This window comes from Xanthomonas sp. DAR 80977 (assembly GCF_041240605.1).
GTDB lineage: Bacteria > Pseudomonadota > Gammaproteobacteria > Xanthomonadales > Xanthomonadaceae > Xanthomonas_A > Xanthomonas_A bundabergensis.
Genome location: NZ_CP162487.1, coordinates 1,315,020 through 1,339,423, shown reverse-complemented (window position 1 = coordinate 1,339,423; position 24,404 = coordinate 1,315,020). Strand labels below are relative to the sequence as shown.

The 24,404-nt window shown below is 68.3% G+C and carries 22 protein-coding genes and 1 tRNA gene; 12 read left to right on the top strand and 11 right to left on the bottom strand.

Annotated features, from left to right (window positions below; translation table 11 throughout):
- Positions 1-430: 430 nt before the first annotated feature.
- From AB3X10_RS05695 to AB3X10_RS05685, 3 genes are all read right to left on the bottom strand, one after another.
- A complete protein-coding gene (locus AB3X10_RS05695; RefSeq protein ID WP_369979819.1) occupies positions 431-832 on the bottom strand; it encodes a hypothetical protein in 402 nt (133 codons plus the stop codon).
- A gap of 302 nt (positions 833-1,134) precedes the next feature.
- Positions 1,135-1,208 (bottom strand) — tRNA-Gly (locus AB3X10_RS05690).
- Positions 1,209-1,417: 209 nt separating this feature from the next.
- Positions 1,418-3,238 (bottom strand): autotransporter outer membrane beta-barrel domain-containing protein, encoded by a 1,821-nt coding sequence (locus AB3X10_RS05685; protein WP_369979817.1) that lies wholly within the window; start codon positions 3,236-3,238, stop codon positions 1,418-1,420.
- 153 nt (positions 3,239-3,391) lie between these two features.
- On the opposite strand from AB3X10_RS05685, the gene thiS reads away from it, so the two are divergent.
- The 4 genes from thiS to AB3X10_RS05665 all read left to right on the top strand — a co-directional run bounded on the left by thiS (position 3,392) and on the right by AB3X10_RS05665 (position 7,209).
- Positions 3,392-3,592 (top strand): sulfur carrier protein ThiS, encoded by a 201-nt coding sequence (thiS, locus tag AB3X10_RS05680; RefSeq protein ID WP_369979816.1) that lies wholly within the window; start codon positions 3,392-3,394, stop codon positions 3,590-3,592.
- Positions 3,593-3,659: 67 nt separating this feature from the next.
- Positions 3,660-4,454, top strand: a complete 795-nt coding sequence (locus AB3X10_RS05675; RefSeq protein WP_369979814.1) for a thiazole synthase — start codon at positions 3,660-3,662, stop codon at positions 4,452-4,454.
- Positions 4,455-4,464: 10 nt separating this feature from the next.
- Positions 4,465-5,217 carry a tRNA (guanosine(46)-N7)-methyltransferase TrmB gene (gene trmB / locus AB3X10_RS05670; RefSeq protein ID WP_369979812.1) on the top strand — a complete coding sequence of 251 codons (753 nt, stop codon included), beginning with the start codon at positions 4,465-4,467 and terminating at the stop codon, positions 5,215-5,217.
- A 123-nt stretch (positions 5,218-5,340) separates the two neighbouring features.
- Entirely contained in the window at positions 5,341-7,209 is a 1,869-nt protein-coding gene (locus AB3X10_RS05665) for an SLC13 family permease (RefSeq protein ID WP_369979810.1), read from the top strand.
- A 19-nt stretch (positions 7,210-7,228) separates the two neighbouring features.
- On the opposite strand, the gene AB3X10_RS05660 is transcribed toward AB3X10_RS05665, so the two are convergent.
- A complete protein-coding gene (locus AB3X10_RS05660; RefSeq protein WP_369979809.1) occupies positions 7,229-7,570 on the bottom strand; it encodes a Rieske (2Fe-2S) protein in 342 nt (113 codons plus the stop codon).
- 197 nt (positions 7,571-7,767) lie between these two features.
- Between AB3X10_RS05660 and AB3X10_RS05655 the strand changes: the two genes are divergently transcribed.
- The 5 genes from AB3X10_RS05655 to AB3X10_RS05635 all read left to right on the top strand — a co-directional run bounded on the left by AB3X10_RS05655 (position 7,768) and on the right by AB3X10_RS05635 (position 12,027).
- Positions 7,768-8,040 (top strand): hypothetical protein, encoded by a 273-nt coding sequence (locus AB3X10_RS05655; RefSeq protein ID WP_369979807.1) that lies wholly within the window; start codon positions 7,768-7,770, stop codon positions 8,038-8,040.
- A gap of 119 nt (positions 8,041-8,159) precedes the next feature.
- The gene (locus tag AB3X10_RS05650) at positions 8,160-8,867 is read left to right on the top strand and encodes a fumarylacetoacetate hydrolase family protein (protein WP_369979805.1); all 708 of its coding nucleotides are present in this window, start codon (positions 8,160-8,162) and stop codon (positions 8,865-8,867) included.
- Positions 8,868-8,982: 115 nt separating this feature from the next.
- A complete protein-coding gene (mscL, locus tag AB3X10_RS05645; RefSeq protein WP_369981669.1) occupies positions 8,983-9,405 on the top strand; it encodes a large-conductance mechanosensitive channel protein MscL in 423 nt (140 codons plus the stop codon).
- Positions 9,406-9,477: 72 nt separating this feature from the next.
- Positions 9,478-10,890, top strand: a complete 1,413-nt coding sequence (locus AB3X10_RS05640) for a M28 family peptidase (RefSeq protein WP_369979803.1) — start codon at positions 9,478-9,480, stop codon at positions 10,888-10,890.
- Between the two features lie 60 nt (positions 10,891-10,950).
- Positions 10,951-12,027, top strand: coding sequence for a LacI family DNA-binding transcriptional regulator (locus tag AB3X10_RS05635; RefSeq protein WP_369981667.1), 1,077 nt, complete (start codon positions 10,951-10,953; stop codon positions 12,025-12,027).
- A 190-nt stretch (positions 12,028-12,217) separates the two neighbouring features.
- Here the strand turns inward: AB3X10_RS05635 and AB3X10_RS05630 are convergent, their stop codons facing one another.
- The 5 genes from AB3X10_RS05630 to AB3X10_RS05610 all read right to left on the bottom strand — a co-directional run bounded on the left by AB3X10_RS05630 (position 12,218) and on the right by AB3X10_RS05610 (position 18,354).
- A complete protein-coding gene (locus tag AB3X10_RS05630; RefSeq protein ID WP_369979801.1) occupies positions 12,218-13,546 on the bottom strand; it encodes a hypothetical protein in 1,329 nt (442 codons plus the stop codon).
- Positions 13,543-14,706 carry a hypothetical protein gene (locus AB3X10_RS05625; RefSeq protein WP_369979799.1) on the bottom strand — a complete coding sequence of 388 codons (1,164 nt, stop codon included), beginning with the start codon at positions 14,704-14,706 and terminating at the stop codon, positions 13,543-13,545. Before AB3X10_RS05625 ends, AB3X10_RS05630 begins: the two co-directional genes overlap by 4 nt.
- 102 nt (positions 14,707-14,808) lie before the next feature.
- Complete coding sequence (locus tag AB3X10_RS05620) at positions 14,809-15,270, bottom strand: hypothetical protein (protein WP_369979798.1); 462 nt, start codon at positions 15,268-15,270, stop codon at positions 14,809-14,811.
- A 742-nt stretch (positions 15,271-16,012) separates the two neighbouring features.
- Entirely contained in the window at positions 16,013-17,530 is a 1,518-nt protein-coding gene (locus AB3X10_RS05615) for a carboxylesterase/lipase family protein (protein WP_369979797.1), read from the bottom strand.
- Positions 17,527-18,354: a TrmH family RNA methyltransferase gene (locus tag AB3X10_RS05610; protein ID WP_369979795.1), complete on the bottom strand. Its 828-nt coding sequence runs from the start codon at positions 18,352-18,354 to the stop codon at positions 17,527-17,529. The genes AB3X10_RS05615 and AB3X10_RS05610 overlap by 4 nt, the downstream gene beginning before the upstream one ends.
- A 66-nt stretch (positions 18,355-18,420) precedes the next feature.
- Between AB3X10_RS05610 and AB3X10_RS05605 the strand changes: the two genes are divergently transcribed.
- Entirely contained in the window at positions 18,421-19,989 is a 1,569-nt protein-coding gene (locus AB3X10_RS05605; protein ID WP_369979793.1) for a hypothetical protein, read from the top strand.
- A 99-nt stretch (positions 19,990-20,088) separates the two neighbouring features.
- On the opposite strand, the gene AB3X10_RS05600 is transcribed toward AB3X10_RS05605, so the two are convergent.
- Together AB3X10_RS05600 and AB3X10_RS05595 are read right to left on the bottom strand one after the other, a co-directional pair.
- Positions 20,089-21,549 carry an alanine/glycine:cation symporter family protein gene (locus AB3X10_RS05600; RefSeq protein WP_369981665.1) on the bottom strand — a complete coding sequence of 487 codons (1,461 nt, stop codon included), beginning with the start codon at positions 21,547-21,549 and terminating at the stop codon, positions 20,089-20,091.
- Positions 21,550-21,694: 145 nt separating this feature from the next.
- Entirely contained in the window at positions 21,695-22,252 is a 558-nt protein-coding gene (locus AB3X10_RS05595; RefSeq protein WP_369979791.1) for a GNAT family N-acetyltransferase, read from the bottom strand.
- A gap of 214 nt (positions 22,253-22,466) precedes the next feature.
- On the opposite strand from AB3X10_RS05595, the gene AB3X10_RS05590 reads away from it, so the two are divergent.
- Both AB3X10_RS05590 and AB3X10_RS05585 read left to right on the top strand, forming a co-directional pair.
- Positions 22,467-23,213, top strand: a complete 747-nt coding sequence (locus AB3X10_RS05590; RefSeq protein ID WP_369979789.1) for a polysaccharide deacetylase family protein — start codon at positions 22,467-22,469, stop codon at positions 23,211-23,213.
- Positions 23,210-24,331 carry a glycosyltransferase family 4 protein gene (locus AB3X10_RS05585; RefSeq protein WP_369979787.1) on the top strand — a complete coding sequence of 374 codons (1,122 nt, stop codon included), beginning with the start codon at positions 23,210-23,212 and terminating at the stop codon, positions 24,329-24,331. The genes AB3X10_RS05590 and AB3X10_RS05585 overlap by 4 nt, the downstream gene beginning before the upstream one ends.
- Positions 24,332-24,404: the final 73 nt, after the last annotated feature.

Below are 24,404 nucleotides of genomic sequence, written 5' to 3'. Positions count from 1 at the left end.
TTTCATGTCCCTTAAGACACGATCCACTTCTCGACCCACGGGGTAATCGACTAAGTCCACACTATAAAAAACCAAGCCAGTATTACCGGGGTGCGTGTCGTGATAGAGCGTTATGTCGTAGACTTGACGCAAAAAGCCTCCGCCAACCTGGATGGCTCCAAGATACTCGCCTTGGCTGAAAAGATTGTCAGTCGACTGACCGGCAGTCCAGCCTGTGCACATTTTACTCTGTTCGTCAGTGACAGGCCTGTTCGCAGATTTCAAGTAACGAGCTATCTGAGGCTTTGCTATCCGGAGGTACAGCTCTTCGTTATCGCGATTCGAGATTGGCTTCAACTCAAAGACAGTCTTCCTTGGCTTGGGCAAGCGCCACCACCTCCATGACAGCAAGGCGCTTGTAGGGCGCGCGCTTGGTCGCATTCGACGGCCACTACCTCACGACATCGAAAAATGCGCGCACATGGTCTGCCGTCAACTCGGACACCGCGAGGTCTTGTCCTACGGCACCATCAAACAAGCGCAGCGAATGGCAGCTTTCAAGCACTGTCTTGCTGTGGAGCTTGGCGCGACCCAAGTCCCCCAAGTGATCCGCAATCGCTTTGGACAACAGCGGGCCAGTCGCCTTCTTTCCGGTGCGCCAGCCACTTGGTTTGGCAGGCTCGGTATTTCCAGCGGCAGGTTCGCGCAACAACTCAGCAAATAGCGCTGCGTCTTCGGGCGTGTCGATCTGGGCCTTGCCCAGATGCGTGCCGTTGGGCAGCGTCACATCGGTCAATGTGAGTTCGCGCAGTCCTTGCTCTCGAATGCGGCGCAGCACTTCGTCCAGATCCACCAGCTTCCCCTGCCTCAATGCTTGGAACGCGTTCGATAGTGCCATCCCCATGTAGGCAGACACCAGACGCGCAGCATCGCCGGGGCGAAGATGAAGAGAACGAACCAGAAAACGCGAGCCGACTTGCCCCGCAAATCAGCAGGAACCAAGAAGCGCACGTAGAGGCCTGATGGCCGATGCAGCAAGAGGGCTTTTGACAAAAACGATACCTCAAACGATACCTTGGGAGGTCGTTCGAGACGGTCCTCAGTCGGTAGAAATAGCCAGCGCGGTCAACAACTTGGCACTGGAATTCGCGGGACTGGAGCGGGCGAAGGGAATCGAACCCTCGTCAGTAGCTTGGGAAGCTACAGCTCTACCATTGAGCTACGCCCGCGTTGCCGGTGTGCAGTCTATGCGGTGGGCCGGCGGTTGCGCAAGAAATCGGCGCGACCAGGCTGCAGCGACGGGGCGCCGGCACCCGAGCGATCGCCATGCCGACACTTGCAGTTGGGATGTCTGCGGGAGGGCTTCGGCGGCGCCCGTCCAGACACTCCCTCGTGCCCGGCGCGCGGCCGGGCACGAGGGACAACCTTGAGACCGCGCTTAGAAGCTGCCGCCGAAGTTCACGAACAGCGAGGTGTCGTGCGCGCGGCTCTGGCCGGTGGTGGCGGCGATGCCGACATTGCTTTCCAGGCCCCACAGCCTGGTCCGCGCGCCCAGCACCACCGAGGCGTAGTTGCGGTCGATGGCCAGGCCCGGCACCGCATAGGCGCCCAGGTCGGGCATGGTCTGCAGCCATGCGGTGGCCTGCTCGCCCTTCTTGAACTCGTGGTCGTAGGTCGCCTGCAGGTACGGCTTCACCGCGCCGAGATCCAGGCCGGCCTTCCAGCCGACGCGGCCGACCAGCGACTCGACGTCCTGGTCGTAATAGCCCAGCGCGCTGGAGTTCGGGTTGCTCTCGGTGTAGCCGTCGAGCTTGACCTTCTGCCAGATCGCCGCGGCCACCGGGCCGTGCTTGAACGTGCCCTCGCCGAACTCGTAGCCGCCCTGCAGCGCCGCGGTCAGGTTGCTGCCGTCCGGCGAGCCGTTGTGCTCGATGGTGGCCGGGCCGAGGTTGACCTTGCGCTTGACGTCGTAGCTCAGCCAGCTGTAGCTGACCTGGGCGTTGACCCAGGCGTGCTCGCCATACCAGCCGGCGAAGCCGCCCAGGGTGCTGTCGTCCTGGGTGTAGTCGCCGCCGCGGTTACCGAAGTCGGCATCCACGCGGCCGAAGCCGCCGAAGCCGCCGAACACCCACTCGCCGCGCGACCAGTCCACGCCGAACAGGCCGGCCGGGGCCAGGCCGTCGTACAGGTCGCCGTGCGAGTAGCGCTGCATGTCGCCGCGCAGGTTGCCCCACCAGCGCATGCCGTCCGCTTCCGGGCGGCCGTCGACGTGCCAGGCGACCTGGTCGGCGCGCGAGCGGCCGGTGACCTCGGCCGAGTGGCTCAGCACCTGCTGCAGGCGCGGGCCTTCCAGGATCGACAGCGCGTACTGCGCCAGGATTTCGTGGGTGCGGCCGGTGGGATGGATGCCGTCGGCGAACACGTAGCTGTCGGCGGCGTCGGCGCTGACGTAGCTGGTCGGGTTGCAGGTCAGCGACTGCGAGGTGATCTGCGGCTGGCAGGCGGTGCCGGTGTAGTTGCTGAAACCGTAGGTGGACGGGCTGGCGATCACTTCCTGCAGCAGGTGGAAGGTATCCACCGGGATCACCTGCAGCCCGGCGCTCTTGAGCCCGGCGAACAGCGCGCTGTTGTAGCTGCTGGCCAGCGCGGTGCCCTGCGCCATCGCCGTGGCGCCGCCGGCGCGGAAGCGCGGGGTGAGGCCGACATCGGGGATGGTGGTGACCATGACGTAGCGCGCGCCGGCGTTCTGCAGGCTGGCGACGATGCCCACTTCCGAGGTCACCGCGCTGGCGATGGTGCTCTGCGCCGGTGCGCCGCCCGCCACCGCGAGCAGGTCGTTGGCGCCGCCCCACACGCTGTACAGCGCGTTCGGGTCGGCCTTGCCGCCGTTGGCGGCCAGGTAGTTGCTGGCCTGCGTCGCCAGCGACGGCGCCACGCCCAGCGCGCTGGGGTTGGCCACGCCGACGCGGGCGTTGCCGGCGGCGTAGTTGTCGCCGATCTGGCCGTTGCCGTTGGCGTGGCCGTTGACGTGGTAGTAGTCGGCGATGTACTGCGCCCAGACCCAGTCCGGATTGGTCGTGAACTGGCCGGTCACCGCCTGCGCCGAGGCCGGCAGCAGCGGCCGGTAGTAGCCGGCGTCGGTCAGGCTGTCGCCGAAGAACACGGTGCGGCTATAGGTTTGCTGCGCGAACGCGGGCGCGGCGGCGAGCACGATCGCGGCAGCCAGCAACGAACGGAGTGGACGGATGGACGAAGTCATGGATGCCCTCCCGGGCGATAATGAAGGTGACTCGGGGCACGGCCAGAACATACGCAGCCGCATGGCGACATGATTTCACCTCTGCCCCTCACGCTCACGTTGCACTGCCGCAATAAATCGCGCACCCGGCGGCACGCATTGCACAATGATGACATGAACATCGAATTGAACGGCCAGGCCCGCCCCTTGCAACCCCACACCACCGTCGCCGCCCTGCTGCTCGAGGAAGGGCTGGCGCAGCGCCGCGTCGCGGTCGAGGTCAACGGCGCGATCGTGCCGCGCGGCGCGCACGCCGCGCACGCGCTGCACGACGGCGACCGGGTCGAGATCGTGCACGCGCTGGGCGGCGGCTGAATCCCGCGCGGCGCGATGCGCCTTTCCCGACTCGGCAGCGCCGGGTGCGATGGGCGATAATCCGGCGATGAACGCTCCCGCCCCCCACGACGCGCTGGTGATCGCCGGCAAGCCCTACCGTTCCCGCCTGCTCACCGGCACCGGCAAGTTCGCCGATCTCGCACAGACCCGGCAGGCCACCGAGGCCGCCGGCGCCGAAATCGTCACCGTCGCGATCCGCCGCTCCAACATCGGCCAGACCCCCGGCGAGCCCAACCTGCTCGACGTGCTGCCGCCGGAGCGCTACACCATCCTGCCCAACACCGCCGGCTGCTACAGCGCCGAGGACGCGGTGCGCACCTGCCGCCTGGCGCGCGAACTGCTCGACGGCCACAACCTGACCAAGCTGGAAGTGCTGGGCGACCAGCGCACCCTGTTCCCGGACGTGGTGCAGACCCTGAAGGCCGCCGAGATCCTGGTCGCCGACGGGTTCGAGGTGATGGTCTATACCAGCGACGACCCGATCCTGGCCAAGCGCCTGGAGGAGATCGGCTGCGTGGCGGTGATGCCGCTGGCCGCGCCGATCGGCTCCGGGCTGGGCATCCAGAACCGCTACAACCTGCTGGAGATCATCGACAACGCCAAGGTGCCGATCATCGTCGATGCCGGCGTCGGCACCGCCTCGGACGCGGCGATCGCGATGGAACTGGGCTGCGACGGCGTGCTGATGAACACCGCCATCGCCGGCGCGCGCAACCCGGTGCTGATGGCCAGCGCGATGCGCAAGGCGGTCGAGGCCGGACGCGAGGCGTTCCTGGCCGGGCGCATCCCGCGCAAGCGCTACGCCAGCGCCTCCTCGCCGGTCGACGGGCTGATCGGTTGAGGCCGCGCGCATGACCGATCCGTTCTCCAGCGCCGGCGCCAAGACCCCGCCCAAGCCCTTCACCGTCGAGGAAGGCCGCCGCCAGGTGCGCAGCTTCGTGCTGCGCCAGGGCCGCTTCACCCCCGCCCAACAGCGCGCGTTCGACGAGCTGTGGCCGCGCTTCGGCCTGGACTACAGCGGCCAGCCGCGCGATCTCGACGCCACCTTCGGCCGCACCGCGCCCAAGGTGCTGGAGATCGGCTTCGGCAACGGCGAGGCGCTGCGCTTCGCCGCGCGCCACGACCCGGCCCGCGACTACATCGGCATCGAGGTGCACGCGCCCGGCGTGGGCCGCGTGTTGAACGCGCTGGCCGCCGACGCCAGCGCACACGTGCGCCTGTACCACCACGACGCGGTGGAGGTGCTGGAACACGAGATCGCCGACGGCGCGCTCGACGAGGTCCGCATCTACTTCCCCGACCCGTGGCACAAGAAGCGCCACAACAAGCGCCGCCTGCTGCAGCCGGCGTTCGCCGCGCTGCTGGTGCGCAAGCTGCGCGCCGGCGGCCGCCTGCACGCGGCCACCGACTGGGCCGACTACGCCGAGCAGATGTGGGACGTGCTCGATGCCACCGAAGGCCTGGTCAACCGTGCCGGCCCGCGCGGCCACGTCCCGCGCCCGGACTGGCGCCCGCAGACCCATTTCGAGACCCGCGGCCAGAATCTGGGCCATGGGGTGTGGGATTTGCTGTACGACAAGCCGGGATTGGGGATTCGGGAGTAGGGATTGAACAGCCAATCTGCCACCATCCGGACGGGGCGTGTCCGCAGTGCGCCATTACCGCGGAGTGCCCTGCTTCGCGCTGTTAACTAATCCCGAATCCCCACTCCCCAATCCCGGCCCCCAATGGACACCGCGCTGACGCTGACCACCGATATGAAGCTCGTGCTCGGGCTGGTCGGCTTCACGATGGCGATGTTCGTGTTCGAGCGCATCCGCGCCGACGTGGTCGCGCTGGTGGTGCTGGTGGTGCTCGGGGTGACCGGCCTGATCGCGCCGGAAGAGCTGTTCAGCGGCTTCTCCGGCAACGCGGTGATGAGCATCATCGCCACCACCATCCTCGGCGCCGGGCTGGAGCGCACCGGCGCGCTGAACCGGCTGGCGTCGTGGCTGCTGCGCCGCGCGCACGGCGTGGAAGAGCGGCTGATGCTGCTGACCACCGGCATCGCCGGGCTCAATTCCTCGTTCATGCAGAACCCCTCGGTGATGGCGCTGTACCTGCCGGTGGCCTCGCGCCTGGCCGCGCGCACCGGGCTGACCCTGCAGCGGCTACTGCTGCCGATCGCCGCGGCGATCGTGATGGGCGGCGCACTGACCATGGTCGGCAACTCGCCGCTGATCCTGCTCAACGACCTGCTGCAGTCGGCCAACAACAACCTGCCCTCGGGCATGGCCACGATCGAGCCGCTGCGCATGTTCGCGCCGCTGCCGATCGGCGTGGCGCTGCTGCTGGCCTCGCTGGTCTACTTCCGCGTGCGTGGCGACCGCACGCTGATGGAAGAGGAACAGCTGATCAACAACGGGGTCACCCCGGCGCGCACGGAAAGCTATTTCGCGCGCACCTACGGCATCGAGGGCGACGTGTTCGAGCTGGTCGTCAGCGCCGACAGCCCGCTGGTCGGCATGACCCTGGGCGAAGCGGAGACGGTGCACGACGCGCCGCTGCTGCTGGCCCTGAAGACCGGCAACGACACCCGCCTGGCGCCGCCGGCGGACATGCGCATCTGGGTCGGCAGCGTGCTCGGGGTGATGGGCGCGCGGCAGCAGGTGGCCGATTTCGCGCAGAACCAGTTCCTGCGCCTGTCCTCGCGGCTGCGCAACCTCGGCGACCTGTTCAATCCCAGCCGCGCCGGCATCTCCGAGGCGGTGATCCCGCCCACCTCGCGCTTCATCGGCAAGAGCGCGGCCGAGCTGCGCCTGCGCAAGCAGGCCGGGATCAGCCTGCTGGCGATCAACCGCGACAAGCAGGTGATCCGCGAGGACGTGCGCAAGGTGCCGCTGCGCGCCGGCGACATGCTGGTGTTCCACAGCATCTGGCAGGACCTGGCGCAGGCCTCGGAGAGCCGCGACTTCGTCGTGGTCACCGACTATCCGAAGGGCGAGCACCGCCCGCACAAGTTCAAGATCGCGATGACCATCTTCGCGCTGACCATCCTGATCGCGCTGACCTCCAAGCTGCCGGTGGCGCTGACCCTGATGACCGGCGTGGCCGGCATGCTGCTGACCGGCGTGCTGCGCATGGACGAGGCCTACGCCTCGATCAACTGGAAGACCATCTTCATGATGGCCGGGCTGATCCCGCTGGGCTGGGCGATGGACAGCAGCGGCGCGGCGGCCTGGGTCGCCGGCCACACCATCGCGCGGCTGCCCGAAGGCGTGCCGGTGTGGGCGCTGGAGATCGCGCTGGCGCTGCTGACCACCGCGTTCTCGCTGGTGATCAGCCACGTCGGCGCCACCATCGTGATGGTGCCGATCGCGGTCAACCTGGCCCTGGCCGCCGGCGGCAACCCCACCGCGTTCGCATTGATCGTGGCGCTGTCGGCGTCCAACAACCTGATGACCGCCTCCAATCCGGTGATCTCGATGATCACCGGCCCGGCCAACTACCAGCCGCGCGAGCTGTGGCGCGTCGGCGCGCCGCTGTCGCTGATCTATACCGCGGTGGTGGTGCTGATGGTCAACCTGATGTCGATGGCGTGGTGGGGCGCGTTCTAGCGCTGCGGCCGCGCCGGCCTCAGGCCAGCACGACCAGGCCCTCGCGCACCGCCACCGGCACCGCGAGCAGGCGCTCGCCGCGGCACGGACCGGACACGCAGCTGCCGTGCTGCAGTTCGAACGCGGCGCCATGCGCGGCGCAGACCACGTGGCCCTCGCGGCTCTTCAGGAATTGCCCGGGCGCCCAGTCGAGCCGGCGTCCGGCATGCGGGCACACGTTCAACCAGGCGCGCACGCCATCGCCATCGCGGTACAGCAGCAGCGATTCGAGCGCGTCGCCGATGGTGGCCTCGGCTTCGACCAGGGCGCCGGGTTCGATCTGCTGCAGTTGCGCCAGCACGGCGGAAGATGACTCGGTCATGGAAGACGGCGGCAACGCGGAAAGGGCCGCCATTCTTGCATGTCCGCGCGTCGCACCCGCGCCGCGCTTCACCCGGCGACGACATGCAAGACCTTGAACGGACAAGTGTTAATTTTCCGCTTAACGAACTTTTCACTCCGTCACATAAAACAGCGTCGATACTGCGCCATCGGTTCCAACTGACACAGACTTCTGCCATGCGTGCACGCGTCTTCAATTTCGACCAGTTCCGGCATGTCTTCGCGCCGCGCAAGCCGCGCCATCCGCTGGTGAAGCTGGCGGTCGGGCTGCTCGGCCTGGCGATCCTCGCCGGGCTGGTGTTCGTCAGCGTCTTCGTCGGCGCGGCGATGATCCTTGGCGGCATCGCGGTGAAGCTGCTGAGCCAGCGCGGCAAGCGGCCGTCCACGGCGCGCCAGCATGTGGTCGATGGCGAGTACCGCGTGGTGCGCAAGCCGGCGTTGCCGTTGTAAGGCCGGGATTGGGGAGTCGGGATTGGGGATTCGTGAAAGCGGCGTCCGCATGCCTGACGGAGTCGGGTCGAACCTGACGCGCTAAACTGCCGCATCCCGTTCCTGCTGGATGCGTGCCCATGAAAGACCTGTTTGCTGCTGCCGAAGCGCCGCGCGTCCCCGTGCGCGGACTGGGACTGTTCCCGGTGCACCGCATCTACTGCGTGGGCCGCAACTTCGCCGACCATGCGCGCGAGATGGGCGCCAGCGCTCCCGCCTCCAGGGCCGAGCGCGGCCAGCCGACGTTCTTCATGAAGCCGGCCGATGCGCTGGTGATCGGCGACGACGCCATCCCCTACCCGAGTGCGACCCAGGACCTGCACCACGAAGTGGAACTGGTGGTGGCGCTCGGCCAGGATGCGCCGGCCGGCGTGCTCGGCGTCGAGGATGCCGCCGCCCTGGTGCTCGCCTACGGCGTCGGCCTGGACCTGACCCGTCGCGACCTGCAGGCCGCGGCCAAGGCCAAGGGCCTGCCGTGGGACATCGCCAAGGGCTTCGACCATTCCGCGCCGATCAGCGAACTGATCCCGGCCGGCGAAGTCGGCGCGCTGGAGGCGTTGAACCTGTCGCTGGAAGTCAACGGCCAGGTGCGCCAGCAATCGCTGCTCGACCAGATGATCTGGAACGTGCCGGAGATCCTGCACGAGCTGTCCAGGCTGTTCGCGTTGCGTGCCGGCGATCTGGTGTTCATGGGCACGCCGGCCGGCGTGGCCGCGCTGCAGCCCGGCGATCGCTTCAGCGCGCGCCTGGAGAACGTCGCCGAGCGCCACGGCACCATCGTCGGCTGAGCGCTGCCGCGTCGCCGCCGCCGCTCGTCGATGCGCGGCTTGATCCGCGGACGACGACGACTGCGCTAGGCTTGCGCAGCGGCGACAGGCCCGCGCAACCATGAAGGAACCCCCGATGGGCATGATCCGCGAGTTCAAGGAATTCGCCATGCGCGGCAACGTGCTGGACCTGGCGGTCGGCGTGGTGCTCGGCGCCGCGTTCGGCAAGATCGTCACCGCGCTGGTGGAGAAGATCATCATGCCGCCGATCGGCGTGCTCGCCGGCGGCGTGGATTTCTCGCGCTGGGCGTGGACGCTGAAGGCGGCGACGGTGGATGCGGCGGGCAAGGAAGTGCCGGCGGTGGTGATCGGCGTCGGCGACTTCCTCAACACCATCATCCAGTTCGTGATCGTGGCCTTCGCCATCTTCATGCTGGTCAAGGCGATCAACCGCATCGCGCGCAAGGAACCGCCGGCGCCCAAGGCCCCGAGCGAGGAAGTGCTGCTGCTGCGCGAGATCCGCGATGCGCTGAAGACCGACGCCGCGCCGACCAAGTAAACGCGAACCGCGGCGCGCGCAGGCGCGCCACGCGCTGCTAAGCTCGGGGCTTCCCTGTTCGCGGAGTCCCCCATGCGCCGTCTTGCCGTCGTCACCGCCGTCGTGCTCGCCACCTCGTCCGCCGCGGCGGCCGAGACCACCCGCATCCCGCAGGCGGCGCTGTCCACCGCCGCCACGCTGCGCGAGCAGGCGCTGGCCGACGACACCGGCTGGAAGGTGGTCGAATCGCTGACCACCGAAGTCGGCCCGCGCATGGCCGGCAGCGAGGCCGATGCGCGCGCGGTCGCGTGGGCCAAGGCCAAGTTCAAGGCGCTGGGCTTCGACAAGGTGTGGACCGAGCCGGTGACGTTTCCGAAATGGGAACGCCGCAGCGAGCACGCGCAGGTGCTCGGCGCGAACGCGCAGCCGCTGACCGTCACCGCGCTGGGCGGCAGCCCCGCCGGCACGGTCGAGGCCGAGGTGGTGCGTTTCGCCGACCTGGCCGCGCTGCAGGCCGCACCCGCCGATTCGCTGCGCGGCAAGATCGCCTTCGTCGATTACCAGATGCTCAGGGCGCGCGACGGCAAGGATTACGGCAACGGCGGCGCGGTGCGCAGCAAGGGGCCGTCGGAAGCGATCCGCAAGGGCGCGATCGGCTTCGTGATGCGCTCGGCCGGTACCGATTCGCACCGCGTGCCGCACACCGGCATCACCCGCTTCGACGAGGGCCTGACCCCGGTGCCGGCGGCGGCGCTGTCGGTGCCCGACGCCAACCAGCTGGCGCGGCTGGTCGCGCGCGGCCCGGTGCGGCTGCGCCTGGCGCTGGACTGCGGCTGGGACGGCCAGGCCACCTCGTACAACGTGATCGGCGAGATCACGGGGCGCAGCAAGCCCAAGGAAGTGGTGGTGATCGGCGGCCACCTGGATTCGTGGGACCTGGGCACCGGCGCGATCGACGATGGCGCCGGGGTCGGCATCAGCATGGCCGCCGGGCACCTGATCGGCCAGCTCAAGCGCGCGCCCAAGCGCAGCATCCGCGTGGTCGCCTTCGCCAACGAGGAGCAGGGGCTGTACGGCGGCAAGGCCTATGCGCAGGCGCATGCCAAGGACGTGGCGCTGCACCAGATCGCCGCCGAAAGCGACTTCGGCGCCGGCCGCGTCTATGCGTTCAACACCGGCTCCGGCAATGCCGCCGCCTCGCGCGACGCGACCAGGCAGATCGCCGAGGCGCTGGCGCCGCTGGGCATCGCCTACGCGCCGGACGCCGGCGGCCCCGGCCCGGACGTGGGCCCGCTCGCGGCCAAGGGCGGCGCCTGGGCCTGGCTGGCGCAGGATGGTACGGACTACTTCGACCTGCACCACACCGCCGACGACACCCTGGACAAGATCGACCCCAAGGCGCTGGCGCAGAACGTCGCCGCCTACGCGGTGTTCGCCTACCTGGCCGCGGAAGCCGACGGCGGCTTCGGCAGCCAGGCCAAGACAGTGCAACCGCCCAAGGAGTAAGCTGGCGGGCCTGCCGCGGGGATGCGTGCAGGCCCTTCCTTCTTCGCAACGCCAGGCCCCCTGATGGTCAAACGGCAAAGTCGTGCAGGCTCCGCGGTGACGCTACTGGATGTGGCGCGGCACGCAGGCGTCTCGCCGATGACCGCCTCGCGCGTGATCAACCGCCACCCGCGCGTGGGCGCGGCGATGCGCGAGCGCGTGGAGGCCTCGATCAAGGCGCTCGGCTACCGCCCCAACCTCGCCGGGCGCTCCCTGCGCACCGCCAGCCTGGCGCGGATCGGCGTGCTGTACAGCAATCCCAGTGCCGCATACCTCAACCAGTTCATGCTCGGCGTCCTCGAGCAGAGCAGCCTGGACGGCAGCCAGGTGCTGGTGGAAAAGAGCGACGACATGGGCAGCCAGCGCGCCGCCACCGAGCGCCTGCTCGACGCCGGCGTGGACGGGGTGATCCTGCCGCCGCCGCTGTGCGACTCGCGGCAGACCATCGAGGAACTGGACGCGCGCGGCATTCCGGTCGTCGCGGTGGCCACCGGCACGCCGATGCAGGGCGTCAGCTCGGTGCGCATCGACGACTACCAGGCCGCCTGCGCGATCACCCGCCACCTGATCGAACTCGGCCACCGCGACATCGGCTTCATCAGCGGTGATCCCAAGCACACCCCGAGCGCGCTGCGCAGCCGCGCGTTCTTCGACACGATGGCCGCCGCCGGGTTGCCGGTCGCCGAATCGCGCGTGGCCGAAGGCCTGTTCACCTACCGCTCCGGCCTGCTCGCCGCGACCGCGCTGCTGCACGCCGCGCCGCGCCCGAGCGCGATCCTGTGCAGCAACGACGACATGGCCGCCGCCGCGGTGGCGATCGCCCACGGCCTGCGCCTGCGCGTGCCCGAGGACCTGTCGATCGCCGGCTTCGACGACACGCCGGTGGCGACCACGATCTGGCCGGAACTGACCACCATCCACCAGCCGGTCACCGCGATGGGCCGCGCCGCGGTCGCGCTGTTGCTCGCCGAGATCCGCCAGCGCCGCGACGGCCTGCCCAGCCGCGGCGTGCACCAGGTGATGAAGTACACGCTGGTGACGCGCGGTTCGACCGCGCGGCCTGCGCCCGCGCAACCGCGGGCGACCGACGCGCCCTAGGTCCGAGAAGGTTGCCGCGCGCGACACTGCCAATCCGGACCAATCGAGCAGGCGCGCGATGCTCAGACCTGACCTGACCTGACTTGGCCAGGCTAGGCCTGCAGCAGTCAAAAAACGTTCTATTGCGCGCAAGCTGAATCTTGCAGCTCCACCCGCACGGACGCGGAAGCGGGGCGACCGTGGAATCGGGTCAAGCGAAATACAGGATGCTGTCCCGCACCCTTTGATGAAGGGACCTGAGGTCCACCGATTCGATCATCGCGTTGTTTCTGCGTATCACCTTGCTCGAGAAAGGAAGATTGCCGGTCTTGGCGAAGCGTACCGCTCCCCGACCGTCGCGGATGGGAATGACGTTGCCCTTCGCCTCGGGATTGGAAGGAAACGGGATATCGAGCAAGCCTCTTGAGAAGCGCTCGGGGATAAGGTCCGCCAGACGGTCGCTATCGATGATGTCGTCCAACAGTTCCCGCGTCTCGCGCTCGATCCAGTAAGCTTCCTCGTTCACGGCGGACTCGTCCAACGTAAGCGCCGAAAAATAACTGGACAGCGTCAATTGGGTCTGCTTTATGCCTGCCGCATTGGCTTGAGCCGTGGGAACTCCAATCGCTTCCTGATACGTCTTGGTAATGACCTTTGTCGCCCTCCCCAATCTCGCAGTGAGGCCGCCGAGAAAAATGATGGACTCGGCTTTTTGGCGGTCCCTCGGAAAAACCCCCATGAACTGATGCAGTGCCGGATAGGCTTTCGAAGACGCCGGAAGGTACCGCTCGGCCAGTTTCCGGATCACGGCCAATGCCGCGACATCCTGGACGATGCTGCCGCTCTGGGGGTAGGCCAGCGTCAGCACCGGACAGCCCGCATTGGCTGCCAGCCGCGCCTCCAGAAACAGCACGGAGAGAGATACGGCGGGAGGCACCAGCACCGCACTCAGCGTTCCGAAGAATTCCCTCTCGATCTCTATCCCGAACCGCTGGTACAGGCATCCTGCGAACTCATCCACCTCGCGCCATGCATCAAGCGAGGTCTTCAGCGGAACCCTTTTGCAGTACGGCAGGTTGTAGCCGATTCCAGCTCCCTCGTAGCTGGTGATGCCCCCTGCGACACTGACGGCAAAGAGCGCACGCCCATCCGGTGAGCCATGACGCACTTGGATCGGCTTCGGGAACATCTCATTGAGCTCCCTTATTCTGAGATAGCCATGTGCGATCACAGGATAGCCGTTGAGCCGCGTCGGCTGCTCTCTGAGCACGCGCTCCGCGTCCTGCAATTTGAGCAACCGCGTATAACTGTCGACGGTGAGCGTCAATATATCCGGCTCCGCCATCAGATCGATGCTGTTCAGAAGCTCGATCATCGCTGCGTGACCACCGACGCCACAGCGCGGCTGGGACAGGAATGCGCCCTTGCCTTCAGCATTCCGGAGCAAGGCCGAAGCCGTCACCTTGTTTTTTCCCTGAATGTACTCGACCGTTTCGTCCAGCCCTGGCAGTCCTGGTACCAACTGCAACAGAGACGTCACGATACGCCCTCAGCGGCGGAGACGTGTTGGTAGACCGTACTGAATCGACTCCGGGACTTGGTGAGTTCGCGGCTGGGCGCAGTGGAGTCGATGCGTTGGACCAATTCCGCGTGAACGGCGTTTGCGTGCTCTTCGAGATGCCGCTCCGGAACGAGATGAACGACCGTCTCTCCGGTTCTCTCGAACGCCAGGAGCAGTCGTTGATCGGGACCGTTCGCCTGGCCGGGCGCCTCCCAATCGAGCTGGGACAAAGCGTTGCCGGCGAGCACGATACGGTGGATGCCGCGGCTGTCCTCGAACCAGGTCACGCCCTGCCGCCTGCAAGCGCGCTTCCACGACTCGAAAAGCGTGCGATCTGGCGTTTCCCAAAGAACGTGGTCGTTCGGCAAGATGACCAGTTGGACGCTCTCTCCACCGTCCGCCGCGATCAGCGAGCCAAGATAGACACGATCGCTGCGCTGACAGTAGTGCGCGCACTCGATTTCGATCGAATGCGATTTCGCGAAAGCCAGGCAGCCTGGATGCAGAACCTTCGCACCGGCATTCGCGTATTTCCCTGCCAGATCGTAGCCCAACCGCGGAATGAGCCGTGCGCCGCTTACCTTGAATGGATCGGCGGTGTAGATGCCCTCCACATCGGAGTAGATCCTGACGGAGGAAACCTGGAGGATTTTCGCACACACCAGCGCGGTAAGATCCGAACTGTTGCGACCGAGCATGGTGATTTCGCCACGTGCAGTCATGGCCTGACCGCCTGGAACGACCACGACGTCAGCCTCTTCGAACGCGGACAACAAGGCGGACGAGGGATAGGCCAGCAATTCGGCCCGGGTGAAGTCCGCCGTACTCAACCAACCCAGTTGATAGGCATTCACTTGCCTCGACGATACCCCAGCTTTCGCCAGCGCGGCGCACAGCAACGCGGCAGACACCAATTCGCCGGTAGTCAAAACGGCATCCACGTCTTGCGGCCTAGCTGCCGGGCATATGGACTGCAGCAATTCGGCAAGCGCGCCGGTCGTCCCGGACATGGCGGACACGACAACACAGATTTTGCTCCCTGTGCGCGCATGTTGCTGAAGATGAGCAGCGATGCGCCGGTACGAATGATCCGTATTGAAGGAGGATCCACCAAATTTGAATACCAGAAATCCCGACATTATTCGCCTCTGCACAGTGTGGATTCCTGCTGGCGCGACGGGATTCCTGCACGCGAAGCGGCGTCACCGAACCCTTGGAATCCAGCCGAAGACCTGGAACGGCTACATGCCGGGAACAAACGCAACTGCCAGATCGGCATCCTCGCAAGCGGCGCGCCGCGCATTGCCCTCCACGATGTCCCTCAGCAGCGGGGCCAGTTCGTCGATCGCACAGAGCTGATGGTCGACCCCGCATTCCTTCACCTGATCGACGTAGGAATCCGACCTGTCGCATCCAATCCAATAGTGTCCGCCCAGAATGATAGGAACTCTTCGCGGCATCAGGGCCTTATACGCCCTCAATTCGCGCAGATCGTCCAGGGCCAGTCCATTCTGGTTGACGATGACGACAGCGAGCAGATCGTCACAATCCCGATCCAGCCCTAGCAGTTCTTCGACGGAGTTCTGGCAGGAGTTGTTTATCACGCGATATCCATGTTCTTTCAAGAAAAGCTCGGCGAGATAGATCGAGACCACGTGCGAATCGCTGCTCGTGCCGCCGATAAGAACAACGTTGCGACTCATGCTTGCGGCCCCTCCCTGAGATCGAGTCAACTTGCCGAAAAGCCATGCCAGGCCTGCGACCCGAATCGAAAAGCCCGAAGGGTCGCATTCCACGCTCCACCGACGATCATGCCCACCGCAGGCATGGCGGCTCGATTGATGGCCACTCCAAAGCAGGCAAGATCGGCGAGCCCGGCAAGTCCGCCCGCTTCCCGGTGATCGAAAGCAGATTCTTGCGGGAAACGAATCAGACCGGCCATGTGAGACGAGAGGAAGCGAACCGTCACCGGGCTCAGAATGCCAAGCGGCCTTGGCATTGCGCTCGCATGGAGAAATCCCGCAAGAATTCCCCGAACCTGGTTCGACTGCCGATACCCTGAGACCGATGCTAGTGGCGAAGTATTGACATGAGCAATAGGAAAAACCCTATAGGAAATTCGGAGTTTCCCTATAGCAGCATCCAATTTTTCCGTTGAATTGAGATACGCATTCTATTTTATTGGCGATAGTTTCCATCGCCTTGCAGCACGACCCGCTTACGCCTCTCATCGAAGCCACCATTGTCTACCGAAAGGACGCAGCAGTTGCACACGACCGAGGCGACTTGGTGCGTTCGCGGTCGGTTGCGATGGGCTGTGGAATCAATCCGGTCGCGGCGAGCACGGTCCATGACGCTGTCGCGGCCGAGGCCGCTCCTGCAGGTGAACCCCACTGTCCGCGCCGCCGACATGCGGGCGCCGACAGTGCCTGCAATGCGTGACGGCTACGGCAGATCGAGCAGCGCGCAAGCCTCGCGACGCAAGCCGCTCACCACCTGCGCACCATCCTGGTCGAAGCGCAGCGAGGTCTGGTCGGGCGCGAATGCCGGCCAACGCGGCATGCCGTCGCCATTGGGATCGCCGTTGCGCGCGAATGCCGCCCAGTAGCGCTGCAGGTTCAGCGGCGGCTGGCCGATCGGCAGGCCCTTGAACACGAACGGCAGTTCGGCGCTGTGGGTCACGCTGCCGCCGGGCGCGGCCAGATCGAATTCGTAGTGCCAGACCGGCACGCCCTGCCGCACCTGCGCGCGCGCCACCGCCAGCGCCGGGCAGCGGAAGGTCAGATCGGTGGCCAACTGCATCGGCTCGGCGCCGTAGCGCGGATCGGGCGTTGCCGCCGCGTCGCGATACGGCGCCAGCACCTGCGCGGCGCGGGCAGGATAATCGCGACGCAGGCGTGCCTCGGCGCCACCGGCGCCGCCATAGGTCAGTTCCTGCGCCACGCTGCCCAGCAGCAGCGGCACCCGCTGCTGCGCGCCGTCGGCGAGCAGCGCCGCCGGCGCGCGTGGCAACACCTCGCCATCGACGATCGCCTGCAGCCAGATGTAGCCGTCGTCGTCCAATGCCGGCACGTCGATGCCCTGCGCCGCCTTCAACAGCTGCGCCACCGGCAAGCGCCGCAATGCCGGCAAGCGCTGCGCCGCACCGATCCCGGCGCGTTGCGCGATCGCCGCGCCGAGCGCCTCGTTCTCGCCCAGGCTGCGCGCCGGCAAACCGAAACCGGCGGTGCCGCTCTGTTCGATCGCCGCGCGGAACAGCTCTTTCGCCAGCGGCGACAGTTGCAGCAGGCCGACATCCTGGGCGCCGGCCGATTGCCCGAAGATGGTCACCTGCGCCGGATCGCCGCCGAAACGGGCGATGTTGTCGCGCACCCAGCGCAGCGCCGCGATCTGGTCGAGCAAGGCGTAGTTGCCCGACGCGTGCCGCCCGGATTCGGCGCTCAGCTCGGGCAGCGACAGGAAGCCGAACACGCCCAGCCGGTACTGCACGGTGACCAGCACCACGCCCTGCTGGGCCAGCGACGACGGCAGCACGTCGGCGCCGCCGGCCACGTTGGCGCCGCCGTGGATCCACACCATCACCGGTTGCTTCGCCGCCGGATCCAGGCGCGGCGTCTGCACCTCCACGTACAGGCAGTCTTCGCTGGAGCGCTGCGCCAGCGCATCGTTCCAGCCGATCGCCGGCTGCGCGCAGGTGGGCGCCGGCTGGCTGGCGTCGCGCACGCCATGCCAGCGCGCCGGCGGCTGCGGCGCCCGCCAGCGCCTGGCGCCGGTCGGCGGCGCGGCGAACGGGATCGCCCGGAACAGCGCGCTGCCGTCGGCCTGCAATTGGCCGCGTACCGTGCCGGCGGCCAGCGTCACCTGCGGCGCAGGCGCGACCGCAGGCACCGCTGCCCCCGCCAGCGGCGCGCTCCCCAGCAGCAGGCACAGCAACGGCAGGCATCGGCGCAGTGCCGGCCTCATGACGCGGCCACGCGGCTGCGCCAGGCGCCGAGCAGCACCGCCGTGGCGGCGGCGACGTTGAGGCTTTCCACTGCGCCGCTGCCCGGAATCGACAGGCGCCGTTCGCAGGCCTGCGCGAATTCCCGGTCCATGCCCTCGCTCTCGGCGCCCATCACGTAGACCAGGCGCGGCGGCAGCGCGGCGGCGAACACGTCCTCGCCGCCGTCCACCAGCGTCGCCGCCAGCGCGAAGCCGGCCGCGCGCAATTGCGCCAGCGCGTGTCCGGTCGGCGGCAGCCGCACCAGCGGCACCGCCTCGGCGCCGCCTTCGGCCACCCGCGCCGCGGCGCCGGACAGGGCCAGCGTCGCCGTGTCCGGCAGCAGGATCGCCGCGGCGCCGAAATGCGCGGCCGAGCGCAGGATCGCGCCGAAGTTGTGCGGATTGCCGACCCCGTCCAGCCACAACGCCAGCGCCGGACCCGGCGCCAATCCCTGCAGCCACGCCGCCAGCGGCAACGGTTCGGCGCGCACCACGTCGGCGACCACGCCTTCGTGGTGCGCGCTGGCGGCGAGCTTGTTCAGATCGGCCTCCTCCACCACGCGGTAGCCGACGCGATTGGCCGCGCACCACTTCAGCAGGGGCTGCAGCGCCGGGATCCGCGCCTCGGCCAGGTACAGCTTGCGGATCGCCTCGGGCCGGCGCGCGAACACCGCGCGCACCGCGTTGAGTCCGTACAGGCGCAGTTCGCCGCGGTTGGCGTCGGCCGCGCGCGGTGCGGCGGCGGCGCGTTCGGGCGGCGCGGGCGGGCGCGGGCCGCGCGGGCGGTTGCCCCAGGGATTGTTCATCGCGGCACGCTCGGCAGCGCCGCGCGCGCGACGGCGGCAGCGCACGGGAAGGAAAGGACATGAGGCATGAGCAAGGTCTCCTGGACCGCAATGGCAACGCGCCGCACCGGCGCGACCCGGCGATTTTCGCTCATCCCCGCCCCGCAGGTGCGGCTGGCGTCGTTCCCGCGACAGAACCTGCGCACCTGCGCCAGGTCGGCGGGGCCGGCACCGGCATTTCCGCCCGCCGCGGCGGCGGCGTCCGGCGGCGGCGCACCGATTGTCTACCCAGCGCACCGGGAAGGCGAACCCCGGCCCGATTGCGAGCGTGAAGCAGTTCGCCATCCCTCGGCACCATGCCGCATTCGCGGCGACAGGCGACGAATTCTCACAATCGGGCCGCTGCGTGATCGCACATCGTCGCCGCTCCTCGGCACGGCAACGGACGACGCTATCGACGACAACCACGACCGCACCACCCGGCTTCGCGATGCGGGACCGCATCGCCTCGACACCGAGACGCCGCTCCAGTCGCAGCGGATGCGGCGTCGAGCCGAGCAGGTCCCACCGCAATCATCCCTGCCTCATCACCACAAGGCGATCCCAATGAAATCCTCTGTCTGCATCGCACGATCGACACTGCGTCGTTGTTCCAGCGCCGCATTGATGCTGCTCACCCTGCTCGGTACGGCCGGCGCCGCGTCGGCGGCGGCCCGGGATGGCGCGCCCGATGCCCGGCTCGCGCGGGTCGGCAGCCTGCACGCCGGGCACACGCCGGCCGGCGTCCCGGACGATTACGTGGTCACTCCGTTCGGCTACTTCGCGCCCGCCTGCGTGCAGCACATCGGCAACGGCGACCAGCTGCTGGCCGATGGCGCGATCCAGCGCGTCGACGGCAGGCGCGAACCGGCCCTGGCCTGCGCGCAGGACAATTTCACCGCCGACGGCACCCGGGTGCACCCGGATGGGCGCGGCAACGCAGGCCAACCGGTGCGCAGCGCCACCATGCCCTCGGCCGCGCGCGCGCACGCGGTCGCCAAGCCCATCGACTGGGGCTGGATCCAGGCCTCCGGCTACACCACCGGCGTGCCGATCGGACGCATCGTGGCCAGCTGGAAAGTCCCGCCCAGCCCGCGCAATGCGGCCGACCAGACCATCTACTTCTTCCCCGGCCTGCAAGGCGACACCATCCTGCAACCGGTTCTGGGCTATCGCGGCTACAACAACAGTTGGGACCTGAGCAGCTGGAACTGCTGCAAGGACGGCACCGTGCAGTACAGCGACTTCATTGCCGCCAAGCCCGGCGACCAGATCGTGGGAGACACTTACTCGACGTGCGCCGCAGGCGTGGCCTGCTCCAAATGGAACATCGACACCCGCAATGTCACCAGCGGGCAAAGCGTCAGGTTGACCAGCGTGCCCTACGGCAATCCGGACCTGGTGGTGGGAGGCGCGCTGGAGGTGTATTCGGTGGACAGCTGCGACCAGTATCCGAGCAGCGGCACGATCACCTTCAGCGGCATCGCGGTCTACGACCGCAACTTCAACCGGGTGACCTCGCCGCCGTGGGAGTCGATCAGCGACAGCTCCCAGGTCGACCCGCAATGCAACTACGCCCTGGACATCACCGCGACCTCGACGCGGATCTCGTACTGATCGCGCATTGCCGCACGGGACACGCCGCCACCGGCTTCCTGCCGGCGGCGGCATCGCGGCGTTTGCCCAGCGCAACGCGGCAGGGCGATCGTGCCGCCGTCAGTCGCCGCGCGGCGGCGCCTGCAACAACCGCTCGCGCCACAGATCGGCGTTCTTGATGCCCAGCGGCAGCGGATCGAACACCGGGTCCAGGCCGGCCTTCTTCTGCCGCTCGTAGTCGCGCAGCGCCAGCAGCGCCGGCTTCTGCAGGATCAGGATGGCGATGATGTTGAGCCAGGCCATCAGGCCCACGCCGATGTCGCCCAGCGACCACGCCAGCTTGGCGTCGTGGAACGCGCCGAACACCACCATGCCGAGGATGCCCAGGCGCAGCACCAGCACGCTGAGCGGGCGGCGACGGTTGCCGTTGACGTAGCTGAGGTTGGTCTCGGCCATGTAGTAATAGGCCATGATCGTGGTGAAGGCGAAGAAGAACAGCGCCAGCGCCACGAAGCCGGCGCCCCAGCCGGGCAGGATCGCGTCCACCGCGGCCTGCGCGTAGCCCGGGCCTTCCTGCACGCCGCGCAGGCCGGCGAACAGGTGCTCGCCGCCGTCCGGCGCATACACGTTGTACTTGCCGGTGGCCAGGATCAGGAACGCGGTCGCGGTGCACACCATCATCGTGTCGAAGTAGATCGCGAAGGCCTGCACGTAGCCCTGCTTGGCCGGATGCGAGACCTCGGCCGCGGCCGCGGCGTGCGGGCCGGTGCCCTGCCCGGCCTCGTTGGCGTAGATGCCGCGCTTGACCCCCCACTCCACCGCCAGGCCGAGCAGCGCGCCGAACGCGGCGTGCGCGCCGAACGCGCTGCGGAAGATGATCGCGAACATCTCCGGCACCCGTTCGGCGTTGAGCACCATCACCACCACCGCCATCAGGATGTAGCCCAGCGCCATGAACGGCACCACGATCTCGGCGAAGTTGGCGATGCGCTTGACCCCGCCGAAGATGATCACCGCCAGCAGCAGCGCCACCGCCACGCCGATGCCCAGCTTCAGCGCCTGCACCGCCGGCAGGCCCATCCACACCCCGTCGAGCGGGCCGCACAACGGGCCGCCGCGGCAAGCGTTGACCACGCTGTCGGCGATCGCATTGGCCTGCACGCCGGGCATCAGGAAGCCGGTGGCGACGATGGTGGCGATGGCGAACAGCAGCGCGTACCACTTCAGCCCCATCGCCTTTTCGATGTAGTAGGCCGGGCCGCCGCGGTAGCGGCCGTCGGCGTCCTTGACCTTGTAGATCTGCGCCAGGGTCGATTCGATGTACGAGGTGGAGGCGCCGAAGAAGCCCATCACCCACATCCAGAAGATCGCGCCCGGCCCGCCGAAGGCGATGGCGGTGGCCACGCCGGCGATGTTGCCGATGCCGATGCGCCCGGCCATCGACATCGCCAGCGCCTGGAACGAGGACACGCCGGCATCGGATTTCTGCCCGCCGATGGTCAGCCGCAGCATCTCGACGAAGCCGCGCACCTGCATGAAGCGGGTGCGGATGGTGAAGTACAGGCCGGCCGCCAGGCACATGAAGATCAGCGCCTTGCTCCAGATCAAGCCGTTCAATGCAGTGATGATCGATTCCACGCAGTTCCCCGAGACCCAAGAAGGAGGCCCCGCGAACGGGGGCTGGCTCGATTGTGCATGAATCGGCGCTGACTGCCGAACCCAGGTCTCACTCTGGCGCGTGCAGGCGCCCGAACAGGTGCAGGTCGTGCAGGCGCCCCTGCTTGCGCAGCGCGCCGCGGCGGATGCCCTCGCGCACGAAGCCGTTCTTCTCCAGCACCCGCGCCGAGGCCGGGTTGCTGTCCAGGACGCTGGTCTCGATGCGCAGCAGCCCGAGCGCAGGGATCGCCCAGTCCAGATAGGCGGCGACGATCCGCGTCATGCGGCCCTGGCCCCAGTAGCGGCGCCCCAGCCAATAGCCCAGTTCGGCCACATGCGCGCGCTCGCCGCGGCCGGGACGCAGGGCGATGCTGCCGCAGGCCTCGCCGTCGATCTCGATCGCCAGCACGGGATGCTGCAGGTCGACCACGCGCCCGCCCAGGAACGCCTCGCCGTCGGCGCGGGTGTAGGGATGCGGGAAGCGCTCGCTGAGGCCGCGCACCACCTGCGCATCGTCGGCATGGCGCAACAGCGCGTCGAGATCGTCGCCGCGCCAACGGCGCAGCTGCATCGCGTCGACGCGCAGGCGCAGGTCGCGCCACGCCGTGGCGCAGGGGTCATCGGGCATCGGCCGTCCTCGTGCAGGCGGGCATCGGAGCATAACCGCGGCGGCGCGCACCCGCAGCGCCGCCTGCCGCGTGCGTGCGCCGCGCAGCAACGCGCGGCGGCACGGCGGCGCCACGACATCCGTCACCGCGCCGCTGCGCGCGACAGGCCGCCGAAAGGTTTGCGCGCGCTAATGCAGCGCGCCCTCCCTTCCGCGACCGTCCCGAGCCGTCCCGATGCATTCCGCGACCTCCTCCGCTGCGGCACGTATTCCGATCTTCATGTACCACAACATCGCGCCGGCGCCGCGGCAACTGCAGGTGTACCGCAGCCTGTACGTCGCGCCGGCGCGCTTCGCGCGGCAGATGCGCCTGCTGCGGCGGCTGGGCTACCGCGGCGTGTCCATGACCGATGCCATGCCCTACCTGCGCGGCGAACGCCGCGGGCGGGTCGCGGTGGTGACCCTGGACGACGGCTACCTCGACAACCTGCACGCGGCGCTGCCGGTGCTGCAGGGCCTGGGCTTCAGCGCCACCGTGTACGCGGTCAGCGGCAGCATCGGCCGCCACAACACCTGGGATGCGCGCAAGCTCGGCATCGAGAAGCCGTTGATGAGCCTGGCCGAACTGCGCCAATGGCGCCGCGGCGGCATGGAGATCGGCGCGCACACCCGCTCGCATCCGCGCCTGACCGCGTGCAGCGATGCCGAGCTGCACGAAGAGATCGGCGGCTGCAAGCGCGAGCTGGAGGACCTGCTCGGCGAACCGGTCACCCAGTTCTGCTATCCGTACGGCGACGTGGACGCACGCGTCGCCGCGGCGGTGCGCGACGCCGGCTACGTCGCCGCCACCACCACCCGGCGCGGCCGCGCCGTGCCCGGCTCCGATCCGTGGCGCTATCCGCGCATCCAGGTGGCGCGTCACCACCTGCTGCCGCAGTTCGCGCTGCGCGCGCTGACCGGCTACGAGGATCGGCGCGCATGAAATTCCTGTTCGTCGGCACCAATCCCGAGAACACCGGCGCGGCGACCCACTTCGTGGCGCTGGCGCAGGCCCTGGCCGGCGCCGGCCATCGCGTCGAGGTGATCGCCTGCCAGGGCGGGCTGATCGCCGAGGAACTCGGCCGCAGCGGCATCACCGTGCATTTCGGCCATTTCCGCAACGCGCTGGATCCGGGCGGCTACGCGCCGCTGCTGCGCGTGGCGCGGCGCCTGCAGCCCGACTGGCTGGTCGGCAATTTCGGCAAGGAATACTGGCCGTTGCTGCTGGCCGGCCGCGCGCTCGGCATCCGCGTGGCCTTGTTCCGGCACCGCGCGCCGGCGATGCGCGCGTTCTCCGGCTACGCGATCCCGCGCCTGGCCTCGCGCTTCTTCGCCGTGTCGCGCTATGCGCGGCAGGCCTACCTGGACCGCGGCGTGCCGGAGGCGCTGGTGCAGGTGCTGTACAACCCGGTGAACATGGACAGCCTGCGTCCGGATCCGCGGCGCGGCCGCGAGATGCGCGCCCTGCTCGGCCTGCCCGAGGACGCGATCGTGGTCGGCTACAGCGGCCGCCTACAGACCGGCAAGGGCATCTTTCCGCTGCTGGAGGCGGTGTCCGCGGCGATGGCGATCGAACCGGCGCTGCACTGCCTGTGGCTGGGCGACGGCCCGGATGCGGCGCGCCTGCAGGCGCAGGCCAGCGCCCAGGCCACGGCCGCACGGCACCGCTTCGTCGGCTGGGTCAACGACACCACGCCGTACTACAACGCGATGTCGATGCTGGCGTTTCCCTCGCTGGCGCCGGAAACCTTCGGCCGGGTCTCGGTGGAAGCGCAGGCCAGCGAAGTGCCGGTGCTGGCCAGCCATGTCGGCGGCGTGGCGGAGACGCTGGATGCGGACGCCAGCGGCGAACTGCTGGCGCCGGGCGACGTGGCGGCCTGGCGCGATGCGATCCTGCGCCTGTGCGATGCGCCGCGGCGCCAGCGCATGGGCCAGGCCGGCCGCCAGTTCGTGCAGCGCCACTTCGGCGGCGCGGTGATCGCCGCACAGTTCGTGCAGGTGCTGGAGGCGCCACGCCGCGCGCCGCAGCGGCTGACCCAGGCGCAGCCCGGGGCGCATTGAGGCCGACCGGCGACCAGCGAGGTCACCGCGCCGGGCCGCACCTCAGCCGGCGTGCCCTGCCTTGCTACCCGCA